We start from the raw sequence: 24,306 nt of genomic DNA on the forward strand, positions 1-24,306 counted from the left end.
TTGAAGGGGCGCCGGCTTTTCCTCTAGGCTGTGACGATGCAGCCTTTTCGGACCTTCCCCGCGATCCTGGCCCACAGTGCCCCTGACTGTCGACGCGGCCACCTCCCGGTCGCTGCCAGTCCGGCGCTCACCCCCTCCGGGAAACCCGCGGCCCGTCCGGCGGTCTTCCGCTGCACCCTTTCTTTCGCACACTTCGGAAACCCAAGCAGATGAGCCACAAAGCCGAGGCGGTTTTCGTACCGCTGAACATCGCCGTCCTGACGGTCAGCGATACCCGCACCTTCGAGACCGACACCTCGGGTCAGCTGTTCGTCGACCGCCTGGAGGCCGCCGGCCATTTCCTCGCCGACCGCTTGCTGCTCAAGGATGACCTCTACCGAATCCGCGCCCAGGTCGCCCACTGGATCGCCGAAGACCAGGTCCAGGTGGTGCTGATCACCGGCGGCACCGGCTTCACCGGTCGCGACAGCACCCCGGAAGCCGTGGCCTGTCTGCTGGACAAGCAGGTGGATGGCTTCGGCGAACTGTTCCGCCAGATCTCCGTGGCCGATATCGGCACCTCCACCGTGCAGTCCCGCGCCCTGGCCGGCCTGGCCAACGGCACCCTGGTCTGCTGCCTGCCGGGTTCGACCAATGCCTGCCGCACCGCCTGGGACGGCATCCTCGCCGAGCAGCTGGACAACCGTCATCGCCCCTGCAATTTCGTGCCGCATCTCAAGCAGGCCGAACCCTGCGGGCCACGCGGATGAGCCTGCTGTCGCTGGAAGAGGCCCTGGCGCGACTGTTGGCCCTGGCGGCCGAAGACGGTCCCTTGCCCCTGGAGCAGGTCGCCCTGGAAAAGGCCGACGGGCGCATCCTGGCCGCGCCCCTGGTAGCCGACCTGGATCTGCCGCCCTGGGACAACAGCGCCATGGACGGCTACGCCCTGCGCCTGGACGACTGGCAGGGCGAACCGCTGCGGGTCTCCCAGCGCATCTTCGCCGGCCAGGCACCGGCCCCGCTGGAGCCGGGAACCTGCGCCCGCATCTTTACCGGTGCGCCGGTGCCGGCGGGTGCCGACTGCGTGGAAATGCAGGAAAACACCGAGGTGCTGGACGATGGCCGGGTGCGCTTCGTCGAGCAACTGCGGCTGGGCCGCAACATCCGGCGCCGCGGCAACGAGGTCAAGGTGAGTGACGAGGTCCTGTCGGCCGGCACCGCCCTGGGTCCTGCGGAGCTGGGCGTCGCCGCCTCCCTCGGCCGGGCCCAGCTGACTGTCTTTCGGCGCCTCAGGGTCGCGGTGCTGTCCACCGGCGATGAACTGGTGGCGCCCGGCCAGCCGCTCGGACCGGGGCAGATCTACAACAGCAATCGTGCTCTGCTGATCAGCTGGTTGCGGCGGCTGGGTTGCGAGGTGTCGGACCAGGGCATCCTGCCCGACGATCTCGCCGAGACGCGCCGGCGGCTGGGCGCGCTGCAGGCCGATCTGATCCTTTCCACCGGGGGGGTCTCGGTGGGCGAAGCCGACTACCTGGGGCAGGCCCTGCGCGAGGAGGGCGAGCTGACCCTGTGGAAGCTGGCGCTCAAGCCGGGCAAGCCGCTGACCTGTGGGCGCTTCCGCGGGATCCCGCTGATCGGCCTGCCGGGCAATCCCGCCTCGACCCTGGTGACCTTCGGTCTGCTGGCGCGGCCCTATCTGCTGCGGCGGGCCGGCAAGATCGACGTGGCCCCCTTGAGCGTCGAGGTGCCGGCCGGTTTCGACTGGCCGCGTGCCGGTGCGCGCCGCGAATACCAGCGGGCGCGCCTGGAGAATGGCCGGGCGGTACCCCACCGCAACCAGGGCTCCAATGTGCTGCAGACGGCGGCCTGGGCCCATGGCCTGGTGGAGATCCGCGAGGACCGCACCTTCGCCGTGGGCGATCCGGTGCGCTTCATCCCGCTCGCGGAATTGCTCAAGGCCTAGCCAACCGGCGGTCAGGACTGAACGTGGCCGTTGGGCCACAGTCCTAGTCTCCAGATTCGCTCGCCGGGCGCTGCCCGGTACCTGACGCGGCATCTCGCCGCGCAGCGCCAACCTTGGACGACAGACATGACGACGACAGGCACCCTGGCTGACGCAGCCCTGGTCATTCTCAATGGCAAGGAAACCGGTAACGAGGACGTTCGGGAGGCCATTCTCGAGCGGCGTGCGGCCGGTCATCGCATTGATGTGCGGGTGACCTGGGAAGAAGACGATGCCGCGCGCTTCGTCGAGCAGGCGACCCGCGAAGGCTACGGTACCCTGGTCGCGGCCGGCGGCGACGGCACCCTGCGGGCGGTGGCCGAGGCCATGGCGCAGAGCCACAGCCAGGCCCGTCTCGGCCTGCTGCCCCTGGGTACCGCCAACGACTTTGCCCGCGCGGCCGGTGTGCCGGTCGAGCCTGCCGCAGCGCTGGCGCTACTGGATGGCCCGACCAGCGCCATCGATCTGGTCGAGGCGGGAGGTCAGCTGTTTCTCAACATGGCCACCGGCGGCTTCGGCTCCCAGGTCACCGCCAACACCCCGGGTGAACTCAAGCGCCTACTGGGCGGCGCGGCCTACTTCCTCACCGGCCTGACCCGCTTCGCCGAGGTGCATTCGGCCCATGGCCGCTTCCGCGGTCCCGGTTTCGAATGGGAAGGCGAATTCCTCGCCCTGGGCATCGGCAACGGTCGCCAGGCCGGCGGCGGTCATGTGCTCTGTCCCACCGCCGTGGTCAACGATGGCCTGCTCGACGTGGGTATCCTGCCGGCGTCCCAGGACGTGCTCGGCACTCTGGGCGAATTCCTCAGCAAGGGCTTCAGCACCGAGGAGATGTTCATCCGCGCGCGACTGCCCTGGGTGGAGCTGGAAGCCGCCGAAGGCCTGGACATGAACCTCGATGGCGAACCGGTCAAGCGAGACCGGGTGAGATTCGAGGTGCGTCCGGGTATCCTGCAGGTCTGTCTACCGGTGGATTCGCCCCTGCTGGGCGAGACCGCCGGCACCCTGGCCGAGCCGGCGGCGACGTCCTGAGCAGGCGCCTGCGGAGGTAACGTTGGAGCTACTGATCAATGCGGGAATCGTGCTGGCCACCGTGGCCGGCATGGAGGCCTTCGCCTGGTGGTCGCACAAGTACATCATGCATGGCTGGGGGTGGGGCTGGCATGAATCCCACCACCGCCCGCGTACCGGCTGGTTCGAGAAGAACGATCTCTATGCGGTGGTCTTCGCCGGCCTCGCGATCCTGCTGATCGCCCTGGGCAATGCCGGCTACTGGCGCCTGCAGTGGATCGGCGCCGGCATGACCCTCTATGGCCTGCTGTACTTCATCGCCCACGACGGCCTGGTGCATCAGCGCTGGCCGTTTCGCTACATCCCGCGCAGCGGCTATTTGAAGCGGCTCTATCAGGCGCATCGCATGCATCATGCGGTGGACGGCAAGGACGGCTGCGTGTCCTTCGGTTTCCTGCTGGCGCCCACCACCAAGCAACTCAAGCAGCAGCTGCGCGAGATACACGGCGGCGCCCTGGATTCTTCGCGCGAGCGCAAGGCGCGGGATCAGGTGCAGGAAGGTGCGGACTAGGCGGGAGAGGGGAGCGCCTCCGAGGAGGCGCTAAGCGGGGTCAGGCGACGGCAGGGGTGTCGTCGTAGGCGGCGAACAGAGAGTGGGCGTACTGACTGCGTTCGCTTTCGTTGCGCAGCAGGTCGATGAATTCCTTGGCCGGCGGATTCAGGGTACCCGCTTCGGCGGCGGTGACCACCTGGGCCTGTTCACCGGCTGCCAATTCGGCGAAACCGGCACCCAGACGCTCAGTGCAATAGCTGTCCACCACGGCCAGACCGTCACGCAGCAGATCGCGCAGGTTGGCGCCCTGCTGGACCTGGGCCTGCTCGTCGAAGGGATCGACGATATTGGAGCGATCGCCGTGAGCGTAGGGGGTCAGCATGTGGCGATCGATGAACTCGGGCAGCCGGGCATCGGCCTGCTCGCTGTCGGCCTGCAGGTGAGCGCAGAGGGCGACCAGGGTACGCCACTGGGTGGCGTTGAAGAATTCGGGCTTGTAACCGGACTGCGCGTTAGCGGAAAGGCCAAGGGCAAGTAGTGACGAGGAGGCAGCGAAGCGATCGTGTGAAACAGCCATTTCCGTCTTGTGCATGTGCAAATCCCATACTCGTAGGCTGACTACCGGATGCAGCGCTCTGGCTCAGGCATCCATCCATCCGCGGCCCACCAGGGGTCGCTTTAATCCGACCCGTTTATCGCATAAAAGTTTGCAGGTGGGCAGCCCCAAGATGCGCACAAATGTGACCGAAGCGCGATCGCGGGCGTCATCGCCGCGGCCGGGTCCAGAGCTCGCTCGCGCGTGGCTCGTCGCGCTGGTGGCGGGACAGCATGGCGCGGGCGGCGCCGCGGCAGACCAGGCGCAGCTTGTCGGCGGTGCTGGTGCTGACCCGCTGATCCCAGGCCTGGGCGCCCAGGTGCAGCACCTGCACGCCGATCTCGCGATAGACGCCGCGGGCGGTGGCGATGGCCCAGGCCGAACGCAGGGGCAGGGCGGCCAGGCCCTGGCGTGCCGAGTCGTAGTAGGGCTCGGCCAGGCGCACCAGACGCTCGGCCAGCTGGGCGACGGCTTCGCGATGGCGCGGCGCGGCCAGTTCGTCCGCCGGCACCCCGAGTTCGTCGAGCCATAGCCGCGGCAGATAGACGCGGCCGATGCGGGCGTCCTCGACGATGTCGCGGGCGATGTTGGTGAGCTGGAAGGCCATGCCCAGGTCGCAGGCACGATCCAGGGTTTCCTCGTCTTCGGCGCCCATGATGCGCGCCATCATCACCCCGACCACCCCGGCGACGTGATAGCAGTACTCCAGGGTGTCTTCCAGTTCCACATAGACGCGCTCCTCGACGTCCATGCGAAAGCCGGCCAGGTGATCCAGCGGCAGGGCCAGGGGAATGCCGTGGCGCCTGACCACCCGCTGGAAGGCGGCGAAGGCCGGATCCTGCAGCGGCTCATCGCCGTAGGCGGCGCGGGTCAGGCGTTCCAGCTCGGCCAGGCGTTCCCCCCCGGCGCGGCGATCGCCGTCGACCTGGCCATGGCCCAGTTCCTGGCCATCGATGACGTCGTCGCAGTGGCGACACCAGGCATAGAGCAGCACGGCGCTCTCGCGGGTTTCGGGGGCGAACAGCTTGGCAGCCGCGGCAAAGCTCTTGGAACCGACGGCGATGCTCTGTTCGGCGTGGTCGACGACGTCAGGGGTGGCTGGCATGGCTAACCGTGCTCCTCGAGGATGACGCTGGCGGTGGCCTTGGCCGAGCCGACCACGCCCGGAACGCCGGCCCCGGGATGGGTGCCCGCGCCGACCAGGTAGAGGTTGGGAATGACACTATCGCGATTGTGCGGCCGGAACCAGGCGCTCTGGGTGAGGATGGGCTCCAGGGAGAAGGCCGAGCCGACATGGGCATTGAGCTCCTGGCGGAAATCGGCCGGGGTGAAGATGCGCGAGGTGACCAGGTTGGCCCTCAGGCCAGGCATGTAGCGCTCTTCCAGGTAGGCGAAGATCTTGTCTCTCAGGAGCGGGCCTTCCACGCTCCAGTCGACGTCGGCATTGCCCAGGTGCGGTACCGGCGCCAGCACGTAGTGGGAACTGTGGCCGGGCGGTGCCAGCGACGGATCGGTGACGCAGGGCGAGTGCAGGTAGAGCGAGAAGTCGTCCGGCACGCCCGGGCCCTTGAACAGTTCGTCGATCAGGCCGCGATAGCGCTGGCCGAAGCAGACCATGTGGTGTTCGAGACCCACCGGCGGCTGGCTCAGGCCGAAATGGATGACGAACAGCGACATGCTGTGTCTCTTGCGCTTGAGGCGATTGCCCTCGACCACGCCATGGGTGTGGTGGCCAAGCAGCTTGCGATAGGTATGCACCACATCGGCGTTGGAAGCCACCAGATCGGCCGCGAGCTGGCTGCCATCGGCCAGGCAGACGCCGGTGGCCCGATTGCCTTCGGTGAGGATGCGCTCCACCGGCGCGTTCAGCCGCACCTCGCCGCCGAGGTCGGTAAAGAGCTTCAGCAGGCCGAGTACCAGCTGGTGGGTACCGCCCTTGGCGAACCAGACGCCCCACTTGCGCTCCAGCGCATGGATCAGCGCATAGATCGAGGAGGTGGCGAAGGGGTTGCCGCCCACCAGCAGGGTATGGAAGGACAGCGTCTGGCGCAGCTTCTCGCTCTTCACGAAGCGCGACACCTGGGTGTAGACGCTGCGCCAGGCGCTGAGCTGGGCCAGCTTGGGACCGGCGGCGAGCATGTCGCCGACCTTGAGGAAGGGCTTGGCGCCGAGGCGGATGTAGCCTTCTTCGAATACCGCCTGGGAATAGGCCAGGAAGCGCTGGTAGCCGGCCACGTCGTCCGGCTCCAGGGCGCGGATCTGCTCGTCCAGCCGGGCCTGGTCGTTGACGTAGTCGAAGCGGGTGCCGTCTTCCCAGCACAGCTGGTAGAAGGGGCTGACCGGCAGCAGCTCCACATAGTCGCGCATCTGCCGACCGCTGAGGGTGAACAGCTCCTCCAGGGCCGAGGGATCGGTGATGACGGTCGGACCGGCGTCGAAGGTGAAGCCCGCGTCCTCGTAGACGTAGGCACGACCGCCGGGCTTGTCGCGGCCCTCGATGAGGGTGGTGGCGATGCCGGCCGACTGCAGACGGATCGCCAGGGCGATACCGCCAAAGCCGGCGCCGATGACGATGGCCCGCTTGGGCGCGTTACCTTGGGTCATGGTGCTTCCTTGAACTGAGGAGGACGAGCCAGCGCGGCATCCAGGGCCGGTTTCAGCGGTACCGGCGGTTTGCCGGACAGGATGCGCAGCCGATCGAAGGCGGTGAGGCGGCCGGCGTAGAAGCGCTGGATCAGCGGTTCTCCGAGGCCGTAGAACCTTTGCATGACGCGCACCCGGTGCTCGGGGCGGCCGGCGAGAAAGAGCATGCGATTGAGCAGGCGGAAGAAGCCCTGGCCCTGCCAGCGGCCCTGGGCGTACTGCCGCAGGCCGTCGCGCAGCACGGCGCTGGAGGTGAAGGGCTGGGCGGCCAGGTGCTCCGCCAGGCGTACCGCTTCGGGCAGCGAATAGCCGGTGGTGGGATGGAACAGCCCGGCGGCCAGGCCGATGGGGGCGCCGGCGGTGACGTTGTCCCAGTAGCGGTCCAGATCGCCGCCCAGGGTGATGGGCAGCACGCCCTGTTCCTCGCGCAGCACCTCGGCCATCTCCCAGCCCTGCTGCCCGGCATAGTCGGCCAGGTGCTGGCGCAGGCGCTCGACCGGCAGGCTCTCGCCATCGGCGTAGTAGGTGTCTTCGATCAGCAGCCGGTCGGGGGCCAGTGGCAGGCTGTAGACGAAGCGATAGCCGTCCAGCTGATCGACGGTGGCATCCATCACGATGGGTTCGGCCAGGCCATGGGGCCGCGTGAGGCGTACCTCCTGGCCGAGAAATTTCTGATAGCCGAGCCAGAGCGCCGGATCGGGTCGCGGTCCGCGGGCGTCGATCACCGCGCCGGCGGCCAGGGTGTAGCCATCGGCGAAGACCACGCCATCGTCTTGCAGGCGCAGCACCTCGCGTCCCAGCAGCAGGCGCTCGGCGGGCAGGCGCGCGCTCAATACCTCATGGAAGCGTTCGGCGCTGATGCTGGCGTAGCCGCTACCGAGTTGCCGCTGGCGCTGGGGGAAGCGCACCTCGTAGCCCGGCCAGCGATGGGCGACCAGCGGATCGATCCAGGCATGCTGCGGCGCGGTGAGGTCCGGCTCGTGGAAGGACCAGGTGTGGTTGCCGCCCAGGCGCGGACCGGCTTCCACCAGGCGCCAGTCCAGCTCCGGGCGGGTTTCGGCCAGGCGCAGGGCGAGCAGGCCGCCGGCCAGGCCGCCGCCGACGATCAGCAGGTCAGGACGCACGTTCGAGTCCTCGCCGGGCCAGGCCATCCACCAGGCGAGCGGCCGTGGCGACGCCGCCTGCCGCTCTGGCGATGGGCACGAAGCGTTCAGCCGCCTGGCGATAGCTGGGGTCGGCCAGCACGGCGCCCAGGGCCTGGGTCAGGCGGGCCTTGCTGGCCAACCGCGGTGCCATGCAGATGCCGGCGCCGACCCGCTCCAGGCGCCGGGCGATGCCCGGCTGGTCGAACACCATGGGCAGGGCGAGCATGGGCTTGCCGGCCGCCAGGGCGTCCAGCACGGTATTGAAGCCGCCGTGGGTGATGACCGCATCGGCGCGGGCAATGGCCGCTTCCTGGGGCGCGAAGTCGGTGACCCAGGTGGCGCCGTCGTCGAGCAGGCGGCGTTCGCCGCTGGCATCCAGACGCCCGCAGTGGGCGATCAGCACCTGGACGCCCAGCTGGCGACAGGCCTGGGCGATGCGGCGGAACAGGGGCAGACGGCCACCCTGCAGGGTGCCGAAGGAGGCGAAGACGAAGGGCCGGCGCGGATCGATCTCCAGCGCCAGCCGTTGCTCGCGCACCGCCGGCGAGCGCAGCGGCCCGACCTCGTGGAAATGCGGCGGCGGGGCCTTCCGCGGAAAGTCGAAGCCCGGCAGGCACTGGCTCAGCTGCAGATAGGGCGAAAAGCAGTCGTCGAGGGTCCGGCGGTCGCCAAGGCCGAAGGCCTGGGCCTGGCGCTGGATGACCTTGCCCTGGCCGCGCATCATCAGGTCGAACACCTGGGTGGCGCCCTGGACGATCTGCCGCTCCCGCTCGCTGGCGGGGTAGGCGAAGGGCAGGGTAGGCAGCGGCAGATGGAGCTCGCGATTCATCGGCACGGCGCAGGCCAGGGACGCATAGGGCAGGCCCAGGTGATCGCCGAGCAGGCCACCGGCCGGTTCCATCTGGTCGGCGATCAGGCAGTCGACCCTGAGGTCACGCAGGGCGGCCGGGCCTTCGCGGCAGAACAGTTCGGTATTGCGCGCCATGTCGGCGATCACGCCGAATACCGACCAGGGCTTGCTGCTGGCGGTACGGGCCAGCAGCGGCGCCAGGCTACCGCGCGGATGACTGGTCGCGCCTATCGCCTGGAAGCCAATACCCGCCGGCAGCGCCCGATCGCCCACCTCCACCTGGTGCAGCAGGGTGACCCGGTGACCGAGCGCGACCAGCGCCTCACCCAGCACCAGGTGGGTGGACAGGTGGCTCGGCAGCGGCGGCGAGATCAGGGCGACATGCATGGCGGTGTCCGGTCGGGTGTCGGCCACTATGGGCACCGCAGCGATGCGGCGTCCAGCAGCTCGGCCTGGCGCAAGCCGGCCAGATCGGCCGAGCCAGTGCAGAAGCAGGCAATGCGCAACTGTTCGATCACCACCTGGAAATGCGCGATCACCGCCTCGGTGGATTCGGTGGCGCCGGGCAGGGCCGCGGCGGCCTGGCCGGCCAGATCCGCGCCGAGACGGATCGCCTTGGCCACGTCGATGCCATCGCGGATGCCACCGGAGGCGATCACCGTCGCCTGGGGGCATGCAGCGCGCACCTGGCGCAAGCTCTCGGCGGTGGGGATGCCCCAGTCGGCAAAGGCGCGGGCAACGGCGCGCTGCTGGTCGTCACGGGCCCGTTCGGCTTCCACCGCCGCCCAGCTGGTGCCTCCGGCGCCGGCGACATCGAGTACCGCCACGCCAGCTTCCACCAATTGCTTGGCGACTCGGCCCGACAACCCGGCGCCGACTTCCTTGACGACGACCGGCACGGCCAGTTGTGTAACCAGATTTTCCAGAGCGAGAAGAATGCCGTGCCAGCGGCGATCGCCACCGGCTTGCACGGCTTCCTGCAGGGGGTTGAGATGCACGATCAGGGCGTCCGCCTCGATCATCTCCACCGCGCGGCGGGCTTCGTCTAGGCCATAGCCGGCCACCAGCTGCGCGGCGCCGAAGTTGGCCAGCAGTGGCACGTCCGGCGCCAGACGGCGCAATTCACCGGTGAGGCCCTGGTCGCCACCCTGCTGCAGGGCGATGCGTTGGGACCCGACCGCCAGGGCGATGCCGAGGGTCTGGGCCGCTTCGGCGAGATGGCGATTGATCAGCGCGGCCCGCTCTGGGCCGCCGGTCATGGAGCTGATCAGCAGCGGCGCGGCCAGGGGACGCCCGAACAGGCGGGTGCCGAGGTCGATATCGTCGAGGTTCAGTTCGGGCAGGGCGCAGTGCGTGAAGCGGTAGGCGTCGAAGCCCGTGGTGACGGCGCTGCGGGCCTTGTGGGGATCCAGCACGATGTCCAGATGATCGTTCTTGCGGCTTGCCAGTTCCCAATCCACCATGTCTTCTAGAGTCCGCCCTGAATGACCTTTCGTCGGTCGTTGTGGTCTGGTAGGGGACGACGGGTTCGCTTTGCGAAGACCTAATCCACCGAGGTGCGACCGTTCGTCGGTTCCACATATGGAGTATCTCGACTCATGGCGACCGTATTAGTGCCGAACGCGACAGACAATTTTGCCGCTGCGCTGCAATGGCAGCGTACCCGTATCGACGAGCGTCTGGCAGAGCTGTTACCGGCCGGCAGCGATCCGGTCGCCGCAGCGATTCGCAGTGGTGTGCTGGCACCCGGCAAGCGGCTGCGTCCGCTGCTGATGGTGCTGGCCGCCGAGGACCTGGGTCAGGCCGACGAGGCCGTCCTCGATCTGGGCTGCGCCGTGGAAATGGTGCACGCCGCCTCGCTGTTCCTCGACGACATGCCCTGCATGGACGACGCCCGCCTGCGCCGCGGGCGGCCGACCCTGCACGTCGAGTTCGGCGAGGACGTCGCCATGCTGGCTGCGGTGGCCCTGCTCAGCCACGCCCTGCGCCTGGTCGCGGGCCTCGCCGGGGTACCAGCGGAAACCCGTACCCAGATGGTCTGCCAGCTGGCCGATGCGGTCGGCACCGCCGGGCTGGTCTGCGGCCAGTACCATGACCTGCACGGCGGCCGCCAGGCACGGCCGGCCGATGCCATCGCCCTGACCAACCAGCTCAAGACCGGCGCGCTGTTCTCCGCGGCCATGGCCATGGCCGGTGCCACCCTGGTCACCACCGCCGTGCAGCGCGAGGCCTTCCACGTCTTCGCCTGCCAGCTCGGCCTGGCCTTCCAGTTGCTCGATGATCTGGACGACGGCAAGGGCCTGGGCAAGGACGCCGGCAAGGATGGCGACAAGTCCACCCTGGTCAGCCTGCTCGGCCGCGACCATGCGCAACGCCAGTTGCACGGTCACCTCAAGCAGGCCCGCGAGGCTCTGGCCCAGGCTGGTTGCGCCGACGGCGCCCTGGCCGGCCTGCTGGATATCGTCTTTCGTCCGCGTTAGGGCGAATTACTGGGGATCCGGCCCTCTAATCTCTCGATAGCCTTGTTTCCCCCTGAGGAGTCCTGAGATGTCGAAGTGGAAAATTGCTTACAGCAACGTTGACGGCAACACCTCGGTGGTCACCACCGACGCAGACCAGAAACCGGACATGGAGCGGATCGCCCAGATCGTCCGAGACGATGCCCTGGAAGAATACGACGACAGCGAAGTCCCCCGGGATTACGACGAACCCACGGTAGCCCTGCTGGAACGCCACGGCATCACCATCACCGGGATCACCGAAGAAGGCTGATCGCCGGGGTATCTGGCTCTAGCGCAAGGGCCAGATACCACCATCCCCCACCACGAAGATCCGCCGCGCTGGATCGGGTGCCAGCAGGTGCCCGCCGGTGAAGTCGCCAAAGGCCGGCAGGATCAGCACCTCGTCATTTTCCAGACAGAAGCAGGGCAGGCGCAGCGCCTGGCGCCCACGCCCCTGCAGGCGAAACGCCGGATGGATGTGGCCGGCCAGCACCGGCAGGCGCGGGTGTGGATCGGGTTCGTGCTGCAGCGACAGGCCGTCCAGCTCCAGCGGCTCCCCCACCACGTCGATGCCCAGGGCAGCGGGTGGATCCCCGGCGCGACGATCATGGTTGCCACGAATCAGCAGTAGCCGCAGATGGGCCTGGTGTTCCCGCCAGCGCTCGAGGGTGTCCAGGGTCAGGGGTGCGCGGGATTCCGGGGCGTGCAGGAAGTCGCCGAGAAAGATGATTTCGCGACAGCCGTAGCGTGCCAGTAGGCTGTCCAGGCGCGCGATGTTGCCCGCGGTGGTCCCATGGGGCACCGGCTGGCCCAGGGCCCGGAAGGCGGCCGCCTTGCCGAAATGGATGTCGGCCACCAGCAGCGCCTGGCGCGCCGGCCAATAGATGGCCTTTTCCGCGAGCAGCCAGAGCTCGACACCGGCGAGGATGAGAGGGTGATAGGCAGGCATGGGGTCTCCAGGAAGCGCTTCCTGCTCTGATGGCGGCCAGGTGCCAGGGTTCAGACCTGTTGCAGGGTAGGCCTGCTCGGCTAGCGTTCGCTCCCTGGGTGAGGAGGTTGGGGTGAGGGCGACCCTGACACGAATGCTCCAGTGGAAAAGGCCAGGCCGTTTTCCACGCTACGGGATTCGCATCCGCATAGGTCGGGTTGAGCGCAGCGAAGCCCAACAGCCCAATCCGGCATCGCCCCTGCCGGGCTTCGATGATGGAGCCGTCTCAACCCAGCCTATCGCGACGCCGGGCCGCGAGCCGAAACACAACCTATGACCCCCATTGAACCAGGCCAGGTGCACCGTCGTCGGCAGCCCGGTAAACTGGCGGTTCACTAGAGTCCGGAGCGACCCATGTCGACATCCTTCGCCCAGATGCTGGAAAACATCACCCCCGATATCTACGAAGGCCTCAAGCTGGCCGTGGAGATCGGCAAGTGGCCGGACGGCCGCAAGCTCAGTCGCGACCAGGTCGAGCTCTGTCTGCAGGCGGTGATCGCCTACGAGGCCAAGCACCTGCCCGAAGACCAGCGGACCGGCTACATGGGTCCCCAGGAGTGCGCCTCCAAGTCGGTGCCCATCGAGAACATCCTGTTCAAGTCCGACGCCATCCACTGATTGTCCGCGCCTTACCCCGACGAGGTGCCCTTCGGCGACGAAGAGGCACCTCGCGTCTTTTGGAAATCGAGAAATTCCTACCGTGATGACCGAACTGGGCCGTGGCGCCCTGCGCAAGATGGCCGTGACCCTGGCCGACCCCGTCAACTACGCCTTTCGCCTCGACGAGCGCGAGGTGCCGGTCAATCCGCTGATCGGCCGTCGCCTGCGCCTGGAATACCTGGGCGCCATCCACTGCACCCACTGCGGCCGCAAGACCCGCAAGAGCTTCAGCCAGGGCTACTGCTATCCCTGCTTCACCGCCCTGGCCCAGTGCGACAGCTGCATCGTCAGCCCCGAAAAGTGCCACTACGAGCATGGCACCTGTCGCCAGCCGGAGTGGGGCGAAGCCCATTGCATGGTGCCCCACGTCGTCTACCTGGCCAACTCCTCGGGCCTCAAGGTGGGCATCACCCGCGCCACCCAGCTGCCCACCCGCTGGATCGACCAGGGCGCCTACCAGGCGCTGCCGATCCTGAGGGTCGCCACGCGCCAGCAGTCCGGCCTGGTGGAAGACCTGCTGCGCAGCCAGGTGGGCGATCGCACCAATTGGCGCGCCATGCTCAAGGGCGTGGCCGCACCGGAAGACCTGGTGGCGGTGCGCGAGCGGATCTTCGACGCCTGCGCCCAGGGTCTGGACGATCTCCAGGGCCGCTTCGGCCTGCAGGCGATCCAGCCGGTGGTCGACATGGCGCCCATCGAGATCCATTATCCGGTGACGGTCTATCCCACCAAGGTGGTCAGCCACGACCTGGAAAAGACCCCCGTGGTGGAAGGCACGCTGCTGGGCATCAAGGGTCAATACCTGATGTTCGATACCGGCGTGATCAACATTCGCAAGTACACGGCCTATCAGCTGGCCGTGTCCGCCTCCGCAGCAGAGATGTAAGGACGTAAGCCATGCGCACCGACCAGCCCCAGACCATCTATCTCAAGGACTACCAGGCGCCCGAGTACCTCATCGAGGAGACCCGCCTCAGATTCGAGCTGCACGACGACCAGACCCTGGTGCATGCCGAATTGCGGCTGCAGCGCAATCCGGCCCGCGGCGCGGGCCTGCCGCCGCTGGTGCTGCATGGCGAGGAACTGGAGCTGCTGGCGGTGGCCCTGGACGACCAGGCCCTGGCCGCCGGCGACTATCAGGTCGAGGCGGGCAGCCTGACCCTGCAGCCCCAGGGCGAAGCCTTCGTGCTCAAGACCGCGGTGCGCATCCATCCGGAAAGCAACACCGCCCTGGAAGGCCTGTACGTCTCCGGCACCATGTTCTGCACCCAGTGCGAGGCCGAAGGCTTCCGCAAGATCACCTACTACCTGGATCGGCCGGACGTGATGAGCGTCTTCACCACCACGGTGGAAGCCGACAAGGCCAAGTACCCGATCCTGCTCTCCAACGGCAACCCGGTGGCCAGCGGCGAAGCCGAGGGCGGCCGTCACTGGACCACCTGGGAAGATCCCTTCCCCAAGCCGGCCTACCTGTTCGCCCTGGTCGCCGGTGACCTCTGGTGCGTCGAAGACAGCTACCGTACCGGCAGTGGCCGCGACGTGGCCTTGCGCATCTACGTCGAGCCGGAGAACATCGGCAAGCTGCAGCACGCCATGGACAGCCTGAAGAAGTCCATGCGCTGGGACGAGGAGGTCTATGGCCGCGAATACGATCTGGACATCTTCATGATCGTCGCGGTGAACGACTTCAACATGGGCGCCATGGAGAACAAGGGCCTCAACATCTTCAACTCCAGCGCCGTGCTGGCCAGCCCGCGCACCGCCACCGACGCCGCCCATCAGCGCGTCGAGGCCATCGTCGCCCACGAATACTTCCACAACTGGTCGGGCAATCGCGTGACCTGCCGCGACTGGTTCCAGCTGTCGCTCAAGGAAGGCTTCACCGTGTTCCGCGATGCCGGCTTCAGCTCCGACATGAATTCGCCCACGGTCAAGCGCATCGAGGACGTGGCCTTCCTGCGCACCAACCAGTTCGCCGAGGATGCCGGCCCCATGGCCCACCCGGTGCGCCCGGATCACTTCATCGAAATTTCCAACTTCTACACCCTGACGGTGTACGAGAAGGGCGCCGAGGTGGTGCGGATGCTGCACACCCTGCTGGGCGCCGAGGGCTTCCGCAAGGGCACCGATCTCTACTTCGAGCGCCACGACGGTCAGGCGGTGACCTGCGACGACTTCATCAAGGCCCTGGAAGACGCCAATGGCACCGACTTCAGCCAGTTCAAGCGCTGGTACAGCCAGTCCGGCACCCCGCGCCTGGCGGTCAGCGACGGCTATGACGCCGCGGCCCAGACCTATCGGCTGACCTTCAGCCAGAGCTGCCCGCCCACCCCGGGCCAGCCGACCAAGGAGCCCTTCGTGATCCCGGTCCAGCTCGGTCTGCTGGATGGCCAGGGGCGCGACCTGCCGCTGCGCCTGGAAGGCGAGGGCGCTGCCCAGGGCACCGACCGGGTGCTGTCGGTCACCCAGGCCGAGCAGACCTTTACCTTCGTCGACGTGCCCGAGCGCCCGCTGCCGTCGCTGCTGCGTGGCTTCTCCGCGCCGGTCAAGCTCAGCTTCCCCTACAGCCGTGAACAGCTGACCTTCCTCATGCAGCACGACAGCGACGGCTTCAACCGCTGGGACGCCGGCCAGCAGCTGGCCGTGCAGGTGCTGCAGGGCATGATCGCCGGCGAGCCGCTGGACACCCGGCTGGTGGAAGCCCTGCGCACCGTGGCGGCGGACGAGTCCCTCGATCCGGCCATGGTCGCCGAGATGCTCTCGCTGCCGTCCGAAGCCTATCTGGTGGAACTGTCCGAGCAGGCCGATCCCGGGGCCATCCACGGCGCCCGTCGTCAGGCGCGTCGGGCCATCGCCGAAGCCCTGCGCGACGTGCTCTGGCAGCGCTATCGCAGCGCCCGCGAGGCCTCGCGCACCACGCCCTACCAGGCCAGCGCCGACCATATCGCCCGCCGCAGTCTGCAGAACGCCGCGCTCGGCTATCTGATGCTGCTGGAAGAGCCGGAGGCGCGCGACGCCGCCCTGGAGCAGTTCGACAACGCCGACAACATGACCGAGCGCCTGGCCGCGTTGAGTGCCCTGGTCAATTCCGGTTTCGAGCAGGAAAAGGCCGACGTCCTGGCGCGCTTCTTCGAGGAGTTCAAGAGCGATCCGCTGGTCATGGACACCTGGCTCAGCGTCCAGGCGTCCAGCCCCCTGCCGGGTGGTCTGGCGCGCGTCCAGGCGCTGATGGAAAATCCGGTCTTCACCCTGAAGAACCCCAACAAGGTGCGGGCGCTGATCGGGGCCTTCGCCAACAGCAACCTGGTCAATTTCCACGCCGAGGACGGCAGCGGCTATCGCTTCCTGGCCGACCAGATCATCACCCTCAATCGGCTCAATCCGCAGATCGCCTCGCGCCTGCTCACGCCCCTGACCCGCTGGAAGAAGTACGGCCCGGCGCGTCAGGCGCTGATGCGCGCCGAGCTGGAGCGCATCCTGGCCAGCGGCGAGTTGTCCAGCGACGTCTACGAGGTGGTGAGCAAGAGCCTGGCGTAGGAGATCCGACTGGGCTGCTTGTTGGGCTTCGACGACAGAGCCGTCTCAATCCAACCTATTTCGTCCCGTAGGTTGGGTTGAGCGCAGCGAAGCCCAACATCCGCCCACCGTTGCAAAGCCTGACGTCCAGCGTCGGGCTTTTTTTTCGCCCGGATTTTCCCGCGCGGCCCTAGCCTATAGCGCCTCTGCTGCCTACGGAAAAAACCGCGCACATTCCCGTGCCTGACAATTCGTCTCCGCCCTGGCGCCGCTTGGCTGATAGAAATGCTTTAGGCTGCCAGCTGTATTCAAATCGGCTGCAGAACGAGGCGCCGCCGCCGACAGGGTAGGCGAGAGGTCTCGACAGGCCTTGGATCCAGTCACCGGAAAAGCACGGAGCGGCAGATGAGTCATGCACAGCTGATGGATTGGGGATTTGTCCTGATAACCCTGTGCAATATCCTGCTGATCGCCCTGGTGGTGTTTCTGCTGTGGCAGCGGTACGTCGCCAGCGACGCGGCTTCCAAGGCCGAGGGCGTTAACGAGGAGCAGGTGCCGGTCGCTCCCGAGGTGGTCGACAGCGCGCCTGCCGACGCTCCGCCGCCGCCACTTCCCGCCAGTCCCGCCCCGGCGGCGAACCGCAACGTCGACCTCTTCGACGAGGGTCCGGAAGAGGTGTACGACGCCAACTATCCCGAGTGGAAGAAAAGCGACGACCCCTATGTCGAGGAATTGCTGTCGCACCGCGAAGCCCTGGAGCTCAAGGTCGACAACATGGTCATGCGGCTGACGCGGGCGCACAAGGTGGTGACCGGCCTGCGCGCGCAGAATCGCGAATTGCGCGCCTCCGAGGCCCAGGCCCAGCGACTGCAGGAGGAACTGACCCGGACCCAGACCAGCCTCGCCCAGATGCGTCAGGAGCGCGATGCCCTGCTGCTGCAGCTCCAGCCCGGCCGCAAGGCGGACGCAGCGCCACGCCAGCCCACCGACCCGGGCACGCCATCCCCGTCTTGAACCGCGGTATGCCCCCCGGATTCACCAGCCATCCCCTCAACCGCCGCATCCGTCGCGCTGTGCAGCGGGCGCAGCGGCGCGCGCCCTAGACTGGAAATTCTCAGCACCTTCAAGGACGATTCGATGAAACTGCTGCTCCTGCTGGCTGCCCTGGTCGCTCTCGGCCTGTTCGCGATCAGCCTCTACAACGCTCTGGTCACGGCGCGTAACGCCTACCGCAACGCCTTCGCCCAGATCGATGTCCAGCTCACCCGCCGGCACGATCTCATCCCCAATCTGGTGGAAGCGGTGAAGGGCTATCTGCAGCACGAGCGCGAAACGCTGCAGGCGGTGATGACGGCGCGCCAGCAGGCGCAGTCCGGCCTGCACCAGGCCAAGACCCGGCCGGAGGATCCCGTCGCCCTGCACGCCCTGGAGCAGGGCGAGCAGGGACTCGGCATCGCCCTCGGGCGGCTGTTCGCCGTGAGCGAGGCCTATCCGGAGCTCAAGGCCAACGACACGGTCCTGCAGCTGATGGAAGAGCTGAGCTCCACGGAAAATCGCCTGGCCTATGCCCGTCAGGCCCATAACGATGCGGTGATGGACTACAACAATCGCTGCGAGACCTTTCCCGGATCGCTGCTCGCCCGTCGCTTCGGCTTTCGCCTGGCGCAGCCGCTGACCTTGCCGGACGGGGCCGCCCGCCAGACCCCGCGCATCAGCCTGAGCTGAGCGCGTGCGCTTTCTCGACGACCAGGCCGCGGCGCGCCGGCGCACCCGGCTGTGTCTTGCCTTGCTGGCCCTGGTGGTGCTGCTCATGGCGCTGGCCAGCGCCGGTCTGGCCCTGGTGTTCCTGCCGCGGGAGGTGATCGACTACCTCGGTGGGCGTGGGGCGACGCTGGTCAAGACCGGCCTGGCATTCACCGGCATCATCGCCGGCGCTTCCTTCTGGAAGGTGCGGCAACTGGCGCGCCAGGGCGGCGAGGCTGTGGTCAGGCGGCTGGGCGCCGTGCCATTGGACGATCAGACCGACCCCCGTACCCGTCAGCTGCACAACGTGGTGGCGGAGATGGCCCTGGCCGCCGGCGTACCGGTGCCGCGGCTGTACCTGCTGCCGGACGAGCCGGCCATCAATGCCTTCATCAGCGGCTACGGACCGGCAGATGCCAGCCTGTGCCTGACCCGCGGCGCGCTCCAGCTCTTGAACAGGGACGAATTGCAGGGTGTCGTCGCCCATGAATTCAGTCATCTGCTCAACGGCGACATGCGCCTGAATCTGCGCCTGCTGGGCTGGCTGCATGGCATCAGCCTGATCGCCGACCTCGGACAGGAGCTCTTCTCGGATCGCACCTCGACCATCACCCGGGTCGATGGCAACCACCTGCTGGGCTGGTTGCTGGGCACCGTGCTGCTGGCGGTCGGCGGCTGCGGACTGTTCTTCGCCAACCTGATCCAGGCTGCCGCGGCGCGCTCACGCGAGCGTCTGGCGGATGCCTCCGCCGTGCAGTTCACCCGCCAGCCTCAGGGTCTGGCCAATGCCCTGAAGAAGATCGCCGCCCATCCGCTGCAGGGGCGGCTCTATCACCGTCGGGCGCGCAGCGTCGCGCACATGGTGCTGGGCGACTCGGGCGCCTCCTGGTTCGCCACCCATCCCCCGGTGCTGGAGCGCATCCAGCTCCTGGAACCGGACTTCGACGAATGGCAGCTGGAGCGCCTCCGGGCGGAAGCCTTGCTGCCCATGGGCGTCGCCTATGTGGCAGGGGGTACGCCGCCCGCTTCGCCGCCGCCGACCGCCGTAGCGCTGCCGGTTGCACCGGCACTGGCCGATACGCCCCTGCGCACCCTTCCACCGGCCCTGCTCGAAGTGCTGCGCCAGCCGCAGCAGGCGGCGGAGCTGTTGCTGGCACTGGCCGGCACGCCGCCGGCAGCGGGCGGCGGGGAGGGCGCGCGCTGGGTGAACAGTCTGCATGCCTCTCTGCGGCTGCCGGTGGCGCAACTGACCTTTCCAGCCATCCGCCAACTGCCGCGGCCGGTCCTGCGCCAGCTGCTGATCGATCTCAAGGCAGGCTTCGCCGCTGCGCCGGACCTGGAGTTGTCCCGCTACTGCCTGGCGCAGGTCATCCAGCGTCAGCTGATCGCCAGCTTGGCGCCGGGTCGCCAACGGCTGTCGGGGCGGGGCAAGCTGGCGCAGGCCCGGACCGGGGTCCTTACCTTCTATGCGGTGGCCGCCGAACAGAGCCACGATGACGTCCAGGCCGCTCGTCGGGCCTTCCTGCTCGCCGTCGCCCGTACCTTTCCCGGTTTGCACTGTAGCTACGCGCCGCCGCGTCCCTGGCGTCCGGCGCTGGACGGCGCCCTGGCGCAGCTCGCCCAACTGAGCGTGGCGGCGCGCACCCTGGTACTGGAGGGCCTGCTCTGTCTCATCGAGGCGGACGAAAGGGTGCAAACCGCAGAGCTGGAGCTGCTGAGGCTCTATTGTACGGTCCTCGAATTGCCGTATCCCGCCCTGGACGAATACCTTTCACTCGCCGATGACAAGCTCTCGCAAAAAGGTTGCCGTTCGGCTGATACTGGCCAGGTGATATCTGCACTGTGATCCACACTGGCGCCCGCGGCGACAGCTCGCCGAGGGATAACGTGGCGTTCATAATTCAGGATGATGCATGAAGTTCCTCGTGGTAGACGACAGTCGAGCGGTCCAGACCATCATCAAGCGGATTCTGGCGAATACCGGTTACAGGGATATCGAATTGCGCGTGGCGTCCACCGGTGAGGAAGCCGTGGCGCTGCTGGAGAGTTGGACGCCCAACCTGGTGCTCACCGACTGGCACATGCCCGGCATGACCGGTCTGGAACTGCTCCAGGCGATCCGTCAGCGGGTGGGCGCCGACATCCACGTGGGTTTTGTCACCACCGAGTCGTCGGCGCGCAACATCGAGGCGGCCTACCGCAATGGCGCAGCCTTCGTGGTGACCAAGCCCTTCGCCCAGGAAACCCTGCAGCAGGCGGTGCTCACCGTGCTGCAGGATGGCGCCAGCGCCGAACAGGCCATTGAATCCTCCGGTCGCGAGAGCCTGCCGATCCCGACTCGTTTCAACCCTGATCCACAGCGCATCCGCCAGTTGCTCGGCCTCTCGTCCATCGTCTGCCAGATAGAGCCCATGGCGCCGATTCCGGTTGATCGGCTGGCCTTGCCCTATGTGATCGGCATCTATGGCCATCCGCAGAGCAAGGCACTGGAAGCCGTTTGCCTGCTGGACCTCAACGCGGCCTGCATTCTCGGTGGCTCCCTGGCCGGACTCGCGCCGGCAGCCATCCACAGCGCCATTGCCAGCGCGACCCTGAGCCGGGAAATCTACGAGAACGCCACCGCCTTCCTCGCCGACCTCAGCGGCATGATCTCCGCCGGCAAGGGTGGTGCGCCGCTGGTACTCAGCACCAGTCACCTGGTGCAGAAGCCCTTCGAGAAGCTCTACAGCCTCTGGCGGCAGAACAATGGTCGCGCCGATTTCAGCCTGTCCTTTCCCGGGCTGGGTGACGGCTTCATCGCCTTCCTGTTGAGCTAGGGGATGGCCGACTCGCGCTTCGTCGAATGGGGTTTCCTGCTGGTCACCCTGTCCAATGTCCTGCTCATCGCCCTGGTCCTGACCCTGCTCTGGCAGCGCCTCTTTCCACGCCCCGAGGCCGCGGTCGAGGACCCAGAGGTCCCTGCGGCGTCTGCGCCCGGCGAGCCGCTGCCGCTCACCAGTCAGGCCGAGACCGCGGCCAGCCTGATCGACGCGGCGCGGCAGGCGGATGTCGAGCCCCTGGGGCAGGCCATCAGCGACAGCCTGGATCTGGTAGGCCGCCTCGACGGGGTGGGCGGTGACGACTATCCGGACTGGAAGAAGACCAACCAGCCCTATATCGACGACCTGCTGTCCCATCGCGAGAGTCTGGAATTCAAGCTGGACGATCTCAAGTCCAAGCTGGACCGGGCGCACAAGCTGATCACCAACCTGCACGTGCAGAATCGCGAGATGCGCGGCGCGGAAGCCAAGCTGCAGCGCCTCAGTCTCGATCACGATCGGGTGCAGGGCACCCTGCTGGAAGTGCGCCGCGAGCGCGATCAGCTCAAGGTGAAGGTACAGCGACTCGGCGAAGAGCTGCTGCGGCTGCGGCAACAGCCCGCGGCGCCGGCTGCGGCGGGCGTGGCCGAGGTGGATGGGCGCCTGCAGGAGGAGCTGGAGACCCTGCGCGAGAGTCTCGAAGAGGAGCGGGCGAAGCTGTCGCGCACCCTGGTGGAAAAGGAGTTCATCGAGCAGGTGTTCATCGATACCGACGCCGTCACCGACAGCTATCAGGCCCTGCAACAGGAGCATGCCGCGCTGCAGGAGCAGCTGCAGGCGCTGCAGGCCCGGCTGGACGCCGCTCAGTCGCGGTAAAGGGCATCACGGATGGCGTCGGGGAAGGGGCCGCTCATGCCGGCGATCGCCGTGTTGGTGAGGATGACCACGCTCAGCTCGCGCGCCGGGTCGATGAACCAGGCATTGCCGTAGACGCCACCCCATTGCAGGGTGCCAGGCGTCTGCGGGGTCTTCGCCACCCGGGCATCGCGCAGCACCGCCGCGCCCAGGCTAAAGCCCCAGCCCGGGGCGTCGTCGCGCTGCAGCTCAGGGATCTGGTCTTCCGTGAACAGGCGCTGGCTGGCCGGCTGGAGCAGCCGCCCCTGGCGGAGCGCCTCCAGAAAGGCGAGATAGTCGCCCGCGCTGCCCTGCATGCCGCCGCCGCCCGAGGCGAAGGCCTGCGCGGAAAGGGCACGCGCCGGTGAATAGAGAATGCCGCCCTTGGGCATGGGTAGCAGATAGGGCTCGCTCATGGGTTCGGGGCGCGGATAGCCGTCGCGATAGGCCGTGGCCAGGCGCCCGGCGTCGCTGACGTGGAAGCTCAGGTCGTGCAGGCCCAGCGGTGCGGCCACCTCCCGCTGGACGACCTCCGGCAGGGGCTGCCCGGTGGCGGCCGCCAGCACGCCGCCTATCACGTCCAGCCCCAGGGAGTAGCGCCACTGGGTGCCTGGCTGGAAGTCCAGCGGCACCCCCGCCAGGCGTCGGAGGTTTTCTTCCAGGGTCAGGGGGGCGTCATCCAGGCCGTCGGATACCCCGGCGCGGTGATAGGGACCGTCCTGGTCTTCGCCGAAGCCATAGTGCAGGCCGGCGGTGTGGCTGAGCAGCTGCGCCAGGGTCGGCGTGGCCGCAGTGCCATCGGCCAGAGGCGGGGTGAAGTAGGGCAGGTAGCGACTGACCGGCGCCTGCAGATCCAGGCGACCCTGGTCCGCCAGCCGCAAGGCGGTCACGGCCACCAGCGGCTTGGTCAGGGAGGCGAAGCGAAACAGCTGGTCTTCCTGCATCGGCCGCCGGGCTTCGCGATCGGCGAAACCGGCGGCGCGCCGATACACCATCCGGCCCTGGTGGGCGACCATGACCACGGTGCCGACGATGCGCTGCTGGGCGATGGCCTGCTCCAGGATCGGATCGAGGCGGGCGGCGAGGGCCGCGTCCTCGGCCTGGGCAAGGGGGGTACTCAGGCCGAGGCCGAGTGCGCTGGCGAGCAGTAGGGAAGACATCTGGTTTAAGCTCCTGGCGAATCGCCGGCGGCTGGACCGGCCAAAGGAGGAATCCTCGCATGATTCGTGACATTTTGAAGATGGGCGATCCCCGCCTGCTGCGGTTGGCACCGCCGGTGGCGGCCGAGCGCTTCGGTTCGGCCGAGCTGCAGGGGCTGATCCAGGACATGTTCGACACCATGGCCGCCGCGGGTGGCGTGGGCCTCGCGGCGCCGCAGATCGGCGAAGACCTGCAACTGATGGTCTTCGGCTTCGAGCGCAATGTCCGCTATCCCGAGGCGGCGCCGGTGCCCCTGCAGGTGCTGATCAATCCGCGGATCGAGGTGCTGGACGCCAGCGAGGAGCTGGGCTGGGAAGGCTGCCTGTCGATCCCGGGGTTGCGCGGCGAGGTGCCACGGCCGCGGCGGATCCGCTATCGGGGCGTGGATGGCGACGGTCGTCCGGTGGACCAGGAGGCCGAAGGCTTCCATGCACGGGTGGTGCTGCACGAATACGATCACCTGATCGGGCGACTCTATCCCTCGCGCATCCAGGATTTCGCCCGCTTCGGCTTCACCGAGGTACTGTTTCCCGAGTTGACCGCGGCCGCGCAGCGCTAGGCTCCGGCGGCCTCGAGCTGCGCCCTGACGGCCGCCGCCAACTGGGCGAAGGGCACCGCGCCATCCAGGGCGCGAGCCTCTTCGACGGGCGCCCCGGCGGAGCGCAGCAGCAGCGTCGGCACCGCGGTGATGCCCAGGGCTTCGGCGCGATCCTCGGCGTGCAGCACGACATCGGTATGGTCGCCCCGGGCCAGGCTGGCTCTCAACGCCTCGCTGTCCAGACCGCTGTGACGCGCCAGGTCGAGCAGCACGTCCAGCTCGCCGATATCCCGACCCTCTTCGAAAAAGGCCTGGAAGACCGCCAGGTGGAAGGCGTCGAAGCGATCCTGCTCGCGGGCGAATTCCGCCGCCTCCAGCGCCAGGCGACTGCGGGGTTGCACGGGCGGCAGCCGCAGCACCATGCCGTATTCCGCCGCCATGGGATAGACGGCGCGATCCCAGGTCCGGCGCAGGTAGTCACCGGCAGGGTCGAGGGTGGGCGTGGGCTCGGGACGCAATTCGAAGGCATGCCACTCGATGGCCAGCTGGTCGCCGAATTCTTCCTGCAGACGCGCCAGCTGGGGCAGCTCCAGGTAGCAGAAGGGACAGACGTAATCGCTCCAGACATCCAGACGAACGCGCGGGGTGGCGGTCATGGCAGTGCTCCGGAAGGGCATGGTGTCTGTCGGA

The 24,306-nt window shown here is 67.8% G+C and carries 24 protein-coding genes; 15 read left to right on the plus strand and 9 right to left on the minus strand.

Features of this window, described 5'->3' with window-relative positions:
* Positions 1-209: 209 nt before the first annotated feature.
* From moaB to PSK12I2_RS0105230, 4 genes are all read left to right on the plus strand, one after another.
* On the plus strand, positions 210-749 hold the full coding sequence (gene moaB / locus PSK12I2_RS0105215) for a molybdenum cofactor biosynthesis protein B (protein ID WP_027597575.1): 540 nt from the start codon (positions 210-212) through the stop codon (positions 747-749).
* The gene (gene glp, locus PSK12I2_RS0105220; RefSeq protein WP_027597576.1) at positions 746-1,942 is read left to right on the plus strand and encodes a gephyrin-like molybdotransferase Glp; all 1,197 of its coding nucleotides are present in this window, start codon (positions 746-748) and stop codon (positions 1,940-1,942) included. Before moaB ends, glp begins: the two co-directional genes overlap by 4 nt.
* A gap of 126 nt (positions 1,943-2,068) precedes the next feature.
* Complete coding sequence (gene yegS, locus PSK12I2_RS0105225) at positions 2,069-3,013, plus strand: lipid kinase YegS (protein WP_037007540.1); 945 nt, start codon at positions 2,069-2,071, stop codon at positions 3,011-3,013.
* A gap of 22 nt (positions 3,014-3,035) precedes the next feature.
* Positions 3,036-3,563 carry a sterol desaturase family protein gene (locus PSK12I2_RS0105230; RefSeq protein WP_027597578.1) on the plus strand — a complete coding sequence of 176 codons (528 nt, stop codon included), beginning with the start codon at positions 3,036-3,038 and terminating at the stop codon, positions 3,561-3,563.
* Positions 3,564-3,603: 40 nt separating this feature from the next.
* On the opposite strand, the gene PSK12I2_RS0105235 is transcribed toward PSK12I2_RS0105230, so the two are convergent.
* The 6 genes from PSK12I2_RS0105235 to fni all read right to left on the minus strand — a co-directional run bounded on the left by PSK12I2_RS0105235 (position 3,604) and on the right by fni (position 10,241).
* Positions 3,604-4,122: a gluconate 2-dehydrogenase subunit 3 family protein gene (locus PSK12I2_RS0105235; RefSeq protein WP_256203950.1), complete on the minus strand. Its 519-nt coding sequence runs from the start codon at positions 4,120-4,122 to the stop codon at positions 3,604-3,606.
* Between the two features lie 187 nt (positions 4,123-4,309).
* Positions 4,310-5,245, minus strand: a complete 936-nt coding sequence (locus tag PSK12I2_RS0105240; RefSeq protein WP_027597580.1) for a phytoene/squalene synthase family protein — start codon at positions 5,243-5,245, stop codon at positions 4,310-4,312.
* Positions 5,246-5,247: 2 nt separating this feature from the next.
* Complete coding sequence (locus tag PSK12I2_RS0105245; protein ID WP_007162874.1) at positions 5,248-6,744, minus strand: phytoene desaturase; 1,497 nt, start codon at positions 6,742-6,744, stop codon at positions 5,248-5,250.
* On the minus strand, positions 6,741-7,934 hold the full coding sequence (gene crtY, locus PSK12I2_RS0105250) for a lycopene beta-cyclase CrtY (RefSeq protein WP_115946145.1): 1,194 nt from the start codon (positions 7,932-7,934) through the stop codon (positions 6,741-6,743). The genes PSK12I2_RS0105245 and crtY overlap by 4 nt, the downstream gene beginning before the upstream one ends.
* Positions 7,897-9,192 carry a glycosyltransferase gene (locus tag PSK12I2_RS0105255; protein ID WP_027597582.1) on the minus strand — a complete coding sequence of 432 codons (1,296 nt, stop codon included), beginning with the start codon at positions 9,190-9,192 and terminating at the stop codon, positions 7,897-7,899. Before PSK12I2_RS0105255 ends, crtY begins: the two co-directional genes overlap by 38 nt.
* Positions 9,192-10,241, minus strand: a complete 1,050-nt coding sequence (gene fni / locus PSK12I2_RS0105260) for a type 2 isopentenyl-diphosphate Delta-isomerase (RefSeq protein ID WP_027597583.1) — start codon at positions 10,239-10,241, stop codon at positions 9,192-9,194. The genes PSK12I2_RS0105255 and fni overlap by 1 nt, the downstream gene beginning before the upstream one ends.
* A 135-nt stretch (positions 10,242-10,376) precedes the next feature.
* Here fni and PSK12I2_RS0105265 point away from each other — a divergent pair, with 135 nt between their 5' ends.
* Together PSK12I2_RS0105265 and PSK12I2_RS0105270 are read left to right on the plus strand one after the other, a co-directional pair.
* On the plus strand, positions 10,377-11,258 hold the full coding sequence (locus PSK12I2_RS0105265) for a polyprenyl synthetase family protein (RefSeq protein ID WP_027597584.1): 882 nt from the start codon (positions 10,377-10,379) through the stop codon (positions 11,256-11,258).
* Positions 11,259-11,325: 67 nt separating this feature from the next.
* Positions 11,326-11,550: a hypothetical protein gene (locus PSK12I2_RS0105270; RefSeq protein WP_027597585.1), complete on the plus strand. Its 225-nt coding sequence runs from the start codon at positions 11,326-11,328 to the stop codon at positions 11,548-11,550.
* A gap of 18 nt (positions 11,551-11,568) precedes the next feature.
* On the opposite strand, the gene pdeM is transcribed toward PSK12I2_RS0105270, so the two are convergent.
* Positions 11,569-12,228, minus strand: coding sequence for a ligase-associated DNA damage response endonuclease PdeM (gene pdeM, locus PSK12I2_RS0105275; RefSeq protein WP_027597586.1), 660 nt, complete (start codon positions 12,226-12,228; stop codon positions 11,569-11,571).
* A 393-nt stretch (positions 12,229-12,621) separates the two neighbouring features.
* On the opposite strand from pdeM, the gene PSK12I2_RS0105280 reads away from it, so the two are divergent.
* The 8 genes from PSK12I2_RS0105280 to PSK12I2_RS23720 all read left to right on the plus strand — a co-directional run bounded on the left by PSK12I2_RS0105280 (position 12,622) and on the right by PSK12I2_RS23720 (position 21,860).
* On the plus strand, positions 12,622-12,885 hold the full coding sequence (locus tag PSK12I2_RS0105280; protein WP_007162881.1) for a YeaC family protein: 264 nt from the start codon (positions 12,622-12,624) through the stop codon (positions 12,883-12,885).
* A gap of 85 nt (positions 12,886-12,970) precedes the next feature.
* Positions 12,971-13,813, plus strand: coding sequence for a DUF2797 domain-containing protein (locus tag PSK12I2_RS0105285; protein ID WP_027597587.1), 843 nt, complete (start codon positions 12,971-12,973; stop codon positions 13,811-13,813).
* An 11-nt stretch (positions 13,814-13,824) separates the two neighbouring features.
* The gene (gene pepN, locus PSK12I2_RS0105290; RefSeq protein WP_027597588.1) at positions 13,825-16,464 is read left to right on the plus strand and encodes an aminopeptidase N; all 2,640 of its coding nucleotides are present in this window, start codon (positions 13,825-13,827) and stop codon (positions 16,462-16,464) included.
* Between the two features lie 384 nt (positions 16,465-16,848).
* Positions 16,849-17,457, plus strand: a complete 609-nt coding sequence (locus PSK12I2_RS0105295) for a hypothetical protein (protein WP_027597589.1) — start codon at positions 16,849-16,851, stop codon at positions 17,455-17,457.
* 123 nt (positions 17,458-17,580) lie between these two features.
* Positions 17,581-18,168, plus strand: a complete 588-nt coding sequence (locus tag PSK12I2_RS0105300) for a LemA family protein (RefSeq protein WP_007162885.1) — start codon at positions 17,581-17,583, stop codon at positions 18,166-18,168.
* Positions 18,169-18,172: 4 nt separating this feature from the next.
* On the plus strand, positions 18,173-20,032 hold the full coding sequence (locus PSK12I2_RS23715) for a M48 family metallopeptidase (RefSeq protein ID WP_051398685.1): 1,860 nt from the start codon (positions 18,173-18,175) through the stop codon (positions 20,030-20,032).
* A 67-nt stretch (positions 20,033-20,099) separates the two neighbouring features.
* Positions 20,100-21,002: a response regulator gene (locus PSK12I2_RS0105310; protein WP_027597590.1), complete on the plus strand. Its 903-nt coding sequence runs from the start codon at positions 20,100-20,102 to the stop codon at positions 21,000-21,002.
* A gap of 3 nt (positions 21,003-21,005) precedes the next feature.
* Positions 21,006-21,860, plus strand: a complete 855-nt coding sequence (locus tag PSK12I2_RS23720) for a hypothetical protein (RefSeq protein WP_051398686.1) — start codon at positions 21,006-21,008, stop codon at positions 21,858-21,860.
* On the opposite strand, the gene PSK12I2_RS0105320 is transcribed toward PSK12I2_RS23720, so the two are convergent.
* A complete protein-coding gene (locus PSK12I2_RS0105320) occupies positions 21,848-23,038 on the minus strand; it encodes a serine hydrolase (RefSeq protein WP_027597591.1) in 1,191 nt (396 codons plus the stop codon). The two genes, PSK12I2_RS23720 and PSK12I2_RS0105320, sit on opposite strands and share 13 nt — an antisense overlap.
* 59 nt (positions 23,039-23,097) lie before the next feature.
* Between PSK12I2_RS0105320 and def the strand changes: the two genes are divergently transcribed.
* Entirely contained in the window at positions 23,098-23,637 is a 540-nt protein-coding gene (gene def / locus PSK12I2_RS0105325) for a peptide deformylase (RefSeq protein ID WP_027597592.1), read from the plus strand.
* Here the strand turns inward: def and PSK12I2_RS0105330 are convergent.
* Positions 23,634-24,272: a DsbA family protein gene (locus tag PSK12I2_RS0105330; RefSeq protein WP_027597593.1), complete on the minus strand. Its 639-nt coding sequence runs from the start codon at positions 24,270-24,272 to the stop codon at positions 23,634-23,636. The two genes, def and PSK12I2_RS0105330, sit on opposite strands and share 4 nt — an antisense overlap.
* Positions 24,273-24,306 lie beyond the last annotated feature (34 nt).

The organism is Pseudomonas sp. MOIL14HWK12:I2 (genome assembly GCF_000510745.1).
Taxonomy (GTDB): Bacteria; Pseudomonadota; Gammaproteobacteria; order Pseudomonadales; family Pseudomonadaceae; genus Chryseomonas; species Chryseomonas oryzihabitans.

Bases quoted from the DNA above. Each gene is read 5' to 3' on its own strand.
- PSK12I2_RS0105330 (WP_027597593.1), bottom strand. From the start codon at position 24,272: ATGACCGCCACCCCGCGCGTTCGTCTGGATGTCTGGAGCGATTACGTC.
- PSK12I2_RS0105310 (WP_027597590.1), top strand. From the start codon at position 20,100: ATGAAGTTCCTCGTGGTAGACGACAGTCGAGCGGTCCAGACCATCATC.
- crtY (WP_115946145.1), bottom strand. From the start codon at position 7,934: ATGGCCTGGCCCGGCGAGGACTCGAACGTGCGTCCTGACCTGCTGATC.
- PSK12I2_RS23720 (WP_051398686.1), top strand. From the start codon at position 21,006: ATGGCCGACTCGCGCTTCGTCGAATGGGGTTTCCTGCTGGTCACCCTG.
- PSK12I2_RS0105265 (WP_027597584.1), top strand. From the start codon at position 10,377: ATGGCGACCGTATTAGTGCCGAACGCGACAGACAATTTTGCCGCTGCG.
- glp (WP_027597576.1), top strand. From the start codon at position 746: ATGAGCCTGCTGTCGCTGGAAGAGGCCCTGGCGCGACTGTTGGCCCTG.
- PSK12I2_RS0105320 (WP_027597591.1), bottom strand. From the start codon at position 23,038: ATGTCTTCCCTACTGCTCGCCAGCGCACTCGGCCTCGGCCTGAGTACC.
- PSK12I2_RS0105235 (WP_256203950.1), bottom strand. From the start codon at position 4,122: ATGGCTGTTTCACACGATCGCTTCGCTGCCTCCTCGTCACTACTTGCC.
- pdeM (WP_027597586.1), bottom strand. From the start codon at position 12,228: ATGCCTGCCTATCACCCTCTCATCCTCGCCGGTGTCGAGCTCTGGCTG.
- yegS (WP_037007540.1), top strand. From the start codon at position 2,069: ATGACGACGACAGGCACCCTGGCTGACGCAGCCCTGGTCATTCTCAAT.
- pepN (WP_027597588.1), top strand. From the start codon at position 13,825: ATGCGCACCGACCAGCCCCAGACCATCTATCTCAAGGACTACCAGGCG.
- PSK12I2_RS0105295 (WP_027597589.1), top strand. From the start codon at position 16,849: ATGAGTCATGCACAGCTGATGGATTGGGGATTTGTCCTGATAACCCTG.
- PSK12I2_RS0105245 (WP_007162874.1), bottom strand. From the start codon at position 6,744: ATGACCCAAGGTAACGCGCCCAAGCGGGCCATCGTCATCGGCGCCGGC.
- PSK12I2_RS0105240 (WP_027597580.1), bottom strand. From the start codon at position 5,245: ATGCCAGCCACCCCTGACGTCGTCGACCACGCCGAACAGAGCATCGCC.
- PSK12I2_RS0105285 (WP_027597587.1), top strand. From the start codon at position 12,971: ATGACCGAACTGGGCCGTGGCGCCCTGCGCAAGATGGCCGTGACCCTG.
- PSK12I2_RS0105300 (WP_007162885.1), top strand. From the start codon at position 17,581: ATGAAACTGCTGCTCCTGCTGGCTGCCCTGGTCGCTCTCGGCCTGTTC.
- fni (WP_027597583.1), bottom strand. From the start codon at position 10,241: ATGGTGGATTGGGAACTGGCAAGCCGCAAGAACGATCATCTGGACATC.
- PSK12I2_RS0105280 (WP_007162881.1), top strand. From the start codon at position 12,622: ATGTCGACATCCTTCGCCCAGATGCTGGAAAACATCACCCCCGATATC.
- moaB (WP_027597575.1), top strand. From the start codon at position 210: ATGAGCCACAAAGCCGAGGCGGTTTTCGTACCGCTGAACATCGCCGTC.
- PSK12I2_RS0105270 (WP_027597585.1), top strand. From the start codon at position 11,326: ATGTCGAAGTGGAAAATTGCTTACAGCAACGTTGACGGCAACACCTCG.
- def (WP_027597592.1), top strand. From the start codon at position 23,098: ATGATTCGTGACATTTTGAAGATGGGCGATCCCCGCCTGCTGCGGTTG.